Annotated in this window: 8 protein-coding genes and 2 pseudogenes; 1 reads left to right on the forward strand and 9 read right to left on the reverse strand. The window is 61.5% G+C overall.

The annotated features are described in order from the left end of the window. Positions 1–339, forward strand: a pseudogene (locus tag AWB81_RS46085) (IS4-like element ISCku4 family transposase); the annotation flags it as partial. Between the two features lie 44 nt (positions 340–383). On the opposite strand, the gene AWB81_RS46090 reads toward AWB81_RS46085, so the two are convergent. The 9 genes and pseudogenes from AWB81_RS46090 to AWB81_RS38380 all read right to left on the reverse strand — a co-directional run. Continuing rightward, the gene (locus tag AWB81_RS46090; protein WP_159939005.1) at positions 384–641 is read right to left on the reverse strand and encodes a hypothetical protein; all 258 of its coding nucleotides are present in this window, start codon (positions 639–641) and stop codon (positions 384–386) included. Positions 642–932: 291 nt separating this feature from the next. Beyond that, the gene (locus AWB81_RS38345; protein WP_087135483.1) at positions 933–1979 is read right to left on the reverse strand and encodes a 2-dehydropantoate 2-reductase; all 1047 of its coding nucleotides are present in this window, start codon (positions 1977–1979) and stop codon (positions 933–935) included. Positions 1980–2172: 193 nt separating this feature from the next. Next, the gene (gene phaZ, locus AWB81_RS38350; protein WP_062643318.1) at positions 2173–3024 is read right to left on the reverse strand and encodes a poly(3-hydroxyalkanoate) depolymerase; all 852 of its coding nucleotides are present in this window, start codon (positions 3022–3024) and stop codon (positions 2173–2175) included. A gap of 51 nt (positions 3025–3075) precedes the next feature. Then, positions 3076–3501 carry a phasin family protein gene (locus AWB81_RS38355; RefSeq protein ID WP_235026126.1) on the reverse strand — a complete coding sequence of 142 codons (426 nt, stop codon included), beginning with the start codon at positions 3499–3501 and terminating at the stop codon, positions 3076–3078. Between the two features lie 77 nt (positions 3502–3578). Further along, the gene (locus tag AWB81_RS38360) at positions 3579–5285 is read right to left on the reverse strand and encodes an alpha/beta fold hydrolase (RefSeq protein ID WP_087135485.1); all 1707 of its coding nucleotides are present in this window, start codon (positions 5283–5285) and stop codon (positions 3579–3581) included. A 56-nt stretch (positions 5286–5341) separates the two neighbouring features. Next, a complete protein-coding gene (locus tag AWB81_RS38365; RefSeq protein WP_062643322.1) occupies positions 5342–5806 on the reverse strand; it encodes a MaoC family dehydratase in 465 nt (154 codons plus the stop codon). Positions 5807–5813: 7 nt separating this feature from the next. Continuing rightward, entirely contained in the window at positions 5814–7469 is a 1656-nt protein-coding gene (locus AWB81_RS38370; protein WP_062643324.1) for an AMP-binding protein, read from the reverse strand. Beyond that, positions 7466–8269, reverse strand: a complete 804-nt coding sequence (locus AWB81_RS38375; protein ID WP_062643326.1) for a class II aldolase/adducin family protein — start codon at positions 8267–8269, stop codon at positions 7466–7468. The genes AWB81_RS38370 and AWB81_RS38375 overlap by 4 nt, the downstream gene beginning before the upstream one ends. A gap of 38 nt (positions 8270–8307) precedes the next feature. Then, positions 8308–8625, reverse strand: a pseudogene (locus AWB81_RS38380) (HD domain-containing protein); the annotation flags it as partial. Positions 8626–8819: the final 194 nt, after the last annotated feature.

An 8819-nucleotide genomic window follows, 5' to 3' on the forward strand; every position in this document is an offset into this window, starting at 1 on the left:
AACGGCGATCAATACCTTCATCGCGAGTCGCCCGAGTACCGCGACGCCGTCAAGCGCAAGACCCACGCCTATCACGTCTTCATTCAGGCTGGCATCGTCTGCCAGGGACTGCTTCAGTACCTGGCAGCGGTATTCCCTTCACTCGTCTGGAGTTCCTTTGGATCCTGGCTGCGCACCATCCGTCCCGGCATCCCTCCATCGGAGTTGGTTGTCGCCAGTGCACTACGACAATGCCTGCCCGAATTTCTCGTGAATAGCGCCAAAACCAATTTCTTCGCGAAATTCATCGCCGAAAGGCAGGACCCTGACACCTTCGAGATGTTCCGACTGGCCACATAACCCCAAGACTGTGCCGAACTCGGCACTCTTGAGTTACTTGCTTCCTACTTGATAACGAGAAACCACATGACCAGGCCAAAGCTTTTGAAGTCTCTCTTTGCAGCGACCTGCGCGTCGTTTGCGCTGAACGCAGTTTCGCAGACGGCGGACACGCCAGTGAGCAGCGCAGCCGATACCGCTGCCGCTGCACAAGACGCATCATCGACCGCGGCCACGCGTGCGGCAAACCGGAAGCTGACGCGCAGCGTAAGCACGGCGCTTGCCCGCACGAAAGGTCTGGATTCGACCCGGATCTTCGTCAAGTCGGTGACCGGTGCAGTCACCCTGTCCGGGACGGTCCCCGACGCGAGCCATTGCGCTCGCTGTCGCCACGGCGCAGCAGGTCGAAGGGGTGAAGTCGGTGAAGAACTTCTTGCGCGTCGATACGCGCGGCATTTCAGCGAACTGACGTCAAAGCTCGGTGCGTCGGTCGCGATCGTCAAACCGGCCGCCGTCTTTCTCACGATACCTCTGAAGCGATCCAGTCCGGCGCTGCCGCAAGGCAGGTGCCCGTCCGCAATGTCGATTTCGATGTGTTGCGTCCGTCCTTAGCCTTAGCAATCCGCGTCGGCGCCAGTCCCGGCCGCATCCTTGAATTGCTGGAGCAGTTCCGGACCCGTCCAGTCCCGGCGCCCTCCGCGTTCGGCCGCGCGTATCAGCGCCCTCGCCTTCGCATTGAATGGTGCCTCGCGTCCGAGCGTCGCCGCCAGCGCCACGATTTCGCCGCTCAGATATTCGATCTCGGTCGGACGCCCTTGTTCGAGGTCTTCCCACATCGACGAGCGCGCTTGCTCATCGATCTTGTGCCGCTGCCCCACCTGTCGCCCATAGTCTTCATCGGGGAGACGAAGCAGGGTGATCAGTTCGGCGGGCGGCACCAGCCCGATATCGGCGGGCAGTGCGATGCCTGCCTCAGTGATGCACTGCAGGGCCTCCTCGATGCATAGCGCAAGGCACTGCCGATAGCCCGACTCGCCAAGCTGCACTCTAAGCGGCAAGCCGGATAAAGCATTGATCGGATTATTCAGGTTCAGCAGCAGCTTGCCCCACTGCGTCCCGACGACATCGGCCATCCGCACCACCGGCAATCCCGCCTTCTCGAACCAGGGCACATATGGGTCCAGCAGCGGACCGTATTCGACATGCAGCTCGCCGCTCGTGCCGCGATGCCAATGACCTGCTTTGGTGTGGGCGACATTAAAAGGCACCATCCCAGCAACGACACGCGCGTCGCCCAAGCCGGCACGCAGCGCAGCGACATTGCGCACGCCATTCTGCAGGCTGACCACTGGCACGTCTTCCCGTGCATGACGCTGGATTTCAGCAATTGCGTTTGGCGTTCCTTCGCTCTTTACCGTCACGAGAATGAGCGTGGCTTCGGATAGAAGTTGAGGGTCAGTTTGATAGTCGACTTCGTCAGGACCAAATCTGTGTTGACGTCCTTCCTGGTCGGTCAGCAGCATGCCATTGGCAGCGATTTCGCTTTGAACGCCCGACCGCCCGAGATAAGCCACCGGCAGCCCGGCCGCCGCCAGCCAGCCGCCGATGTAGCACCCGACCGAACCGGCGCCGTGTATCACGATTCGTTTTGAAACGTCCACGTGCGTATTCCTCTAACGGGCGCGAAGGCCCGGGTTGAATGATGAGAATCTATTGCGGATGATGGCCGCCTATCGTTCGCTCGCTTCAATCCTGCGCGTCCCTTTCTTCGCATTCCAGCGTTTAGCGACATCACCGTGCAATGATCGAAGTTCGCGATTCACGCCGGTGGCCGCGCGAACGGACGATCGCAGGTCACGCGACGACACACGGCTCGCACAGAAGGAAATCACGCACGAGAGGGGCCATCTCATTTGCGCGCGTGATGAGGAACAGATGCCCATCGTCGATCACGTGGAGCTTCGCGTGCCGAATGCGCGCGGCGAGTATCTTCGCGTTCTTCAACGGCACGATCGGGTCGTCGCTGCCATGCATGACCAATGTGGGCTGCTTCAGGGCTCCGAGCCACGGGAGGCTGCTCCAGCCCCACGCCGCCAGCAACTGATACACGTACCCGCGGCCACGCGGCGGCTGGATGTGGCGGCTGTGTTCCCGCAGTAGCGAAGGATCGCGCCGGTAGGCGCCGCCGTAGATTTCCGCACCAACCCGCTGGAGATACTCCGGGTCCGTGTAGCGACGCGGCCCGATCATTTTGGAGAGCACGGACAACCTGGCAGGCACCATGATGACCCCGGGCGACGTGGCCGCGAGGATAAGCCTGCGACAGCGGACCGGATAAAGATGCGCGAACTGCTGCGCCAGCGCTCCGCCCCAGGACACCCCAAGCACGTCAACTGGCCCGTCATAGCCGAGTTTCGACAGAAGCTTGTCGGCGAGCACCGCGAGCGTCGAGAAGCGATATGGCACGACCGGTGCCGGCGAACTGCCGACACCGGGAATGTCGAACACGATGACCTCGACGTCTTCCAGCGCCACAGCGAACGGCTCGACGAGTTCGAGGTTGGCGCCAATGCCATTGAAAATCAGTAATGGCGGGGAAGCGTCGCAGCCGTGTCGGATGCCGACGCGCAGAAGCTGGCCGTCAAGGTCCACCATCCGGGTTTCGAAATTGCCGACAGGCCCTGTCATGTAGTCTGTTTCTGTCATTGGATTCCTTGATGTTGGGAGACAAGCCGGCATTGCCTAGTGCACCGCGCGTTACTTTTCAGGTTGCAGCCGCGCCTTCAGTTCCTCGACATTCTCCGCGATGCGCTTGGTGAGCACGGCATAGACATCCGACTGAGCCTTGTAGACGGTACCGGCCAGATCCTGCGCGTTTGCCAGTGTCTTGTAGACGGCACACTGGACGCGCTCGGTCTTGCTGGGCGAAGGCTTGCTCTCCGGGTCGGTGCGTCGGGCGACCAATGACTGCACTCCGGCCATCGTCGAACTCAGGATCTCGGCCTGCTTCTGGCCGAACGCCTGAATGCCGGCGAGCGCGGTCGTGTTGACCGCTGCCAGTGCCTCGATATCCTTGCGGCGTGATTCCAGCATCGCGGCGACATCGACGCCGGGAAGTTTGAATTGCGTAAGCATCTTGGTGTAGTCGCCGAAAAGGCTTTTGGGATTGCTCGATTCCATCATCAAATCTCCACAGTGCTGCGTTAAGGAAAAATCGCTACCGCACGCGGTGCTGATGCACTCGCGCCGTTATTTCGATGTCACGCTTCGGTGACGTACATGCCGGGCGCGCTCGCGCCCGCCGCGTGCCGTGCATTGCCGAGCGACTGGCGTGCGGCCCGCTTCTTGCCCGAGCGCGTAGCGAGCCAGTGCCGCCAGTGTTCCCACCAGGAACCCGGCGTCGTCTGCGCGCTGGACAGCCAGTCGTCGGGACTCGCAGGCAGTTCGGGATTGAGGTAGAACTTCGCCTTCGGGTTGCCCGGCGGATTGATCAGGCTCTGGATGTGGCCACTCGAACTCAGCACGAACTCAGTGCTGCCGCCGAAGGTGCGCGCCGCATTGAAAACACCCTGCCACGGCGTGATGTGGTCCGTGACGCCTGCCACGACGTATTTGTCGCACATGACTTCCGACAGGTCGATCGGAGTTCCGAGGACGGTCAGTGCGCGAGGCTTGCCGAACAGGTTCTGCGTGAAGATGTCGAGCAACTGGCCGTGCAGCGCGGCCGGCAGCCGGGTGGTGTCGTTGTTCCAGTAGAGGATGTCGAACGCCGGCGGCGCATTGCCCATCAGGTAGTTATTGACCGAGTAGTTCCAGACGAGGTCGTTGGGACGCAACCACGCGAACACGCGGCTCATCTCATCGCCCCCCAGCACGCCCTTGGCCGCGCTGTTCTGCTTGGCCGCCGCGACCGCTTCCGGCGTGGCAAAGAGACCGACCTGCGACTCGACTGAACTATCGAGTACAGCGACCATCAGCGTCGCCGCATTCACCGTTTTCTCGCCGCGGCTCGCCAGATGTCCGAGCAGCGCCGAGATCGTCATCGCGCCCGAACAGGCGCCATGCAGGTTCACATCCGGGCTTCCCGTGATGTCGCGCACGGCATCGATCGCCTCGATCAGCGCGGCGACGTACGTATCCATATTCCAATGGCGCTGCGCCGCCGTCGGGTTACGCCAGCTCACGACGAACACCTGGAACTCGCTCTGCACGAGATATTCGACGATGCTCTTGCCTTTGGACAGGTCGAAGATATAGAACTTGTTGATCTGCGGCGGCACGATCAGTTGCGGACGCGCATGGACCTTGGCTGTCGATGGCGCGTACTCGATGAGTTCCAGCACGTCGTTGCGGAACACCACCGCGCCGGGAGAAGTCGCCAGATTGCGACCCACTTCGAACGCGCTCTTGTCGACCTGAGCGGGCATCCCCTGGTTCGTCAACGTGTCCGTCAGGAGGTTCTTCATGCCGGCAAGCACGCTCGCGCCGCCCGACTCGATCATCTTCCTCAGTGCCGCCGGGTTGCCGGCCAGCGTGTTGGTCGGCGCCAGTGCGTCCGTAACGAGCGACGTCACGAACCGCGCGCGTTCCTTGCTCTTGTCGTCGAGCGCGGAGCGATCGACGAAGCCTGCGACCGAGTCGCGCCAGGCGAGGTAGCCTTGCAGCGACATGCGATACAGCGGATTGTCCTGCCAGCGCGGGTCGGCGAAACGCTTGTCGCCTTTGGGAGGCGTGGCTGTGCAACCGCCGAACCATGCCGACATTAACGCGTGCGACAGCTTCGTTTCCTGCTCGAGCAGCACGCCGGGATGCCGGGCAGCCTGTTCACCGAGTTGCTGAACGGTGGCGATGATGTCCTGCGCACGCAACCCGACGAACGGATTGGGGCCGAGCATGCCCTCGGTCGCGCGTGCGGCGAGATCGTCCGGCATGCCACTCACGGTCGGGTTATCCTTGCTTGCTGCCATTTCACTATTCCTCAAACAACCGCTTAACTCTTCCACGGGATTCGACATCACACGATTCACGCAATCAGCATCGCGAGCGTCTCTGCAACGAGCGCAGGTTTGTCCTCGCCCTCGACCTGCAATTCGTTCGCCGTCTTCACGATGATGCGGCCGCCCTGCTTTTCTTCGACCTCCAGCAACACCACGCGGCTTCGCACCCGCGCTCCGGCTTTCACCGGCGCCATGAAGCGCACTTTGTCGAGTCCATAGTTCAAGCCAGCTCTGGCGTCCGCTGGAATCAGTCCCACCTCGATCGCCAGCGTCGCAAGCAACGACAGCGTCAGGTAGCCGTGTGCGATCGTGCCGCCGTAAGGGCTCTCGCGTGTCGCACGTTCGACGTCGACGTGAATCCACTGCTTGTCGCCGGTGCACTCGGCGAAGGCATCGATGCGCGCCTGATCGACGATGACCCAGTTCGACACCCCCAGTTCGCGGCCGACGAAATTCTTGAGCGTCGCCACGCCATATCCTTCGATGCTCATGGTGTTGTCACTCGTGGTGGTTGTTGGTCAGCGGGCGATCCGGCTGGCGCAGTTCACGCCGCAGGATCTTGCCGACGGCCGATTTCGGCAGCGCCTCGACGATGCGCACGATCTTGGGGACCTTGTAGGCCACCATGCCGGCGCGGCAATGGGCGATCACGTCCTGTTCGGTCAGCGCGCTCTGCGGCGCCTTGACGACGAAGAGCTCGACCGCTTCGCCCGTCTTCTCGTCGGGCACGCCCACACACGCGCACTCGGTCACACCGGTGCAGGCAGTGGCGACAGCTTCGACTTCGTTGGGATAGACGTTGAACCCCGAGACGATGATCATGTCCTTCTTGCGGTCGACGATCTTCAGAAACCCCTTGGCGTCGAACATGCCGATATCGCCCGTTCGAAAGTAACCGTCCGCCGTAAACGCTGATGCGTTCGCCTCTGGCTGCTCCCAGTAGCCACGCATCACCTGCGGGCCCTTCACGCAGATCTCACCAGCCTCGCCTGCGGCAACTTCCTGGTCTTTGTCATCCAGCAGCCTGATGTCTGTCGACGGCAGGGGCAGGCCCGTGGTCCCGTTGAACTCATCGATGAATGACGGATTAAACGAGAGCACCGGCGATGTCTCCGACAGACCGTAGCCCTCCCGGATGAAGCTGCCGGTGATGGCCTTCCACCGCTCGGAAACGGTGCGCACTATCGCGGCGCCGCCGCCGCCGGACAAACGCAGGCGCGACCAGTCGACCTCGGCCAGTTGCGGATGCTGGATCAGGCTTGCATAGAGGGTGTTCACACCGAGGAAGATGGAGGGACGCGCCGCCTTGAGATTGGCCATGAAATCGGCGGCATCGCGCGGATTCGCCACCAACCAGTTTTCAGCGCCCACCGAGAAGTAGGTGATGAAGTTCACCATCAGCGCGAATATGTGATAAAGCGGAATCGCGGTGACGATGACTTCCTCGCCAGGACGCATCGCGTCCGACATGAAGGCCTTGAACTGTTCCGTATTAGCGACCAGATTGCGATGCGACAGCGCTGCGCCCTTCGAGAGCCCGGTGGTGCCGCCGGTGTATTGAAGGAACAGCAGGTCGCCGCCGGACACGGCTACAGGCTCGCGTTGAAGCGTGCTGCCTCTAGCGAGCGCAGTGCGCAATGTGACCGCATTGTCGAATCCATCGACGGACATCTCGTCACCGAGCGCATCACCGACCGAGGGACGGCCCGCGACCAGCACCTGCCGCACGGGCGTGTTCGCGATGATTGCAGCCAGCGTGGGCAGGGCGTCCCCGTAGATCACGATCTGCTCGCTACCCGAATCTCTGAGCTGGTGCTCGAGTTCGCGCGGTGTGTAGAGCGGATTGACGTTGACCTGCACGGCGCCCGCTCTGATGATCCCAAGAAGCGCGATGGGGAATGCCGCGATATTGGGCAGCATCACCGCGACGCGGTCGCCCTTCTTCACGCCGACGCTTTGCAGGTACGCGCAGAAGTTGCCTGAAAGAGCGTCGATCTCGGCATAGCTGAACTGCTGGCCGGCGCAGACGAAGGCGGTCTTTCCGGCGAATCGGATCATCGCGTCGTCGGTCAGGGCGACGACCGAGGCGTGCGCGTCGGCGTCGATCTCGGCAGGAATGCTGCCGTAGGAGGCAAGCCAGTGGCGGGCGGTCATGAAGTCTCTTCGGTAATAAAAAATGGCGGGCGTCGGTTTTTCTGTCTATAGCTGGGGTCGATGCGGTCGAGCTTGCGCAGCAGTGCCGGCCACACGAACGAGCCATCTACCGCTTGCGCCTTGACCGAGTGCACGGCGCCATCGACGATTGCCTGATCCACGCGAAGCAGTTCCGCGCCGCCCGACTGCGCCGCGAGCTGGATCTGGCACGTGGTCTCGAACAGGTACATGGCGAGGAAGGCATCAGACACGGTTTTGCCCACCGTCAGCAGACCGTGGTTGCGCAGCATCATGAAGGTGGCATCCCCCAGGTCGGCCTGCAACCGCGGCTTTTCGTCGTCGCGAAGGGCCACGCCTTCATAGCCGTGATAGGCAAGCGAAGACAATACAAAGGTTGATTGTTGACTGATCGGAAGAACCCCTTCCGCTTGGGCGCTCACCCCGACTCCAGCCCGCGTATGGGTGTGCAGCACGCAGCCCACGTCGTGGCGGGCCTCATGGATGCAACTATGAATGGTGAATCCGGCAGGGTTCACGGCAAACGGGCTGTCGCTCAGCTTGTTGCACTGCTGGTCTACCTTGATGAGACTGGATGCAGTGATCTCATCGAACATCAGCCCATAGGGGTTGATGAGGAAATGATGCTCCGGGCCAGGCACGCGGACGCTGACATGGGTGAAGACCAGGTCGCTCCATCCATACAATGCGACGAGTCGATAGCACGCTGCGAGATCGACTCGCAGTTGCCACTCTTCGGCGGAAACTTCACTCTCGATAGCAGACGGCTTCTGGATAGTCATCTTGATCCTCGGGGTTCTCAGATTGCGGGGCAGTTTTCGAAGGGCTGCAGTATTGTCGCGGCCACGTCCGGGTGATTGAAGCTGCCAAGCGTATCGCCGATATCGTGCAGCAGTGCGCAGACGACGTATTCTTCATCGCGACCGTCTCGCAACGCCAGCGTGGCCGTTTGCAGCGAATGCGTATGGCGGTCGATGGGAAAGCCACCGAAGTCGCCGTGCAGCAGATTCAAATGTGCGATGATCCGCTCGGGCAGGCCGCGCGTGAGTTTGAGAAATTCGCCGCCAAGGATCTGCCAGTCTCCGCGGGTGGTTTGATCGAGCCGGGTAAAGTGGGTTTGAGGCGCGCTTGTGCTCATGGCGGTTACTTGCAAGTGACGGTGACGCCATGGTGCTGGAATGTGCGCGGCCAGAATGTTCATTTTTTATCAATCTAGACTCCTTGACTGAATTGATCTTGTAGCAGTCGAGTCAAGTTTCTACGCGGCGATTTTGACCTGATCGCACCAGGTGTTAACGGCCTTCTCAGCGGTGCGGAAGCTGCGCTGCAAAG

The sequence above is a fragment of the Caballeronia arationis genome (assembly GCF_001544975.2).
GTDB lineage: Bacteria > Pseudomonadota > Gammaproteobacteria > Burkholderiales > Burkholderiaceae > Caballeronia > Caballeronia arationis.

Coding starts and splice junctions, on each gene's coding strand:
- phaZ (WP_062643318.1), bottom strand. CDS start 3,024: ATGACAGAAACAGACTACATGACAGGGCCTGTCGGCAATTTCGAAACC.
- AWB81_RS38355 (WP_235026126.1), bottom strand. CDS start 3,501: ATGATGGAATCGAGCAATCCCAAAAGCCTTTTCGGCGACTACACCAAG.
- AWB81_RS38360 (WP_087135485.1), bottom strand. CDS start 5,285: ATGGCAGCAAGCAAGGATAACCCGACCGTGAGTGGCATGCCGGACGAT.
- AWB81_RS38365 (WP_062643322.1), bottom strand. CDS start 5,806: ATGAGCATCGAAGGATATGGCGTGGCGACGCTCAAGAATTTCGTCGGC.
- AWB81_RS38370 (WP_062643324.1), bottom strand. CDS start 7,469: ATGACCGCCCGCCACTGGCTTGCCTCCTACGGCAGCATTCCTGCCGAG.
- AWB81_RS38375 (WP_062643326.1), bottom strand. CDS start 8,269: ATGACTATCCAGAAGCCGTCTGCTATCGAGAGTGAAGTTTCCGCCGAA.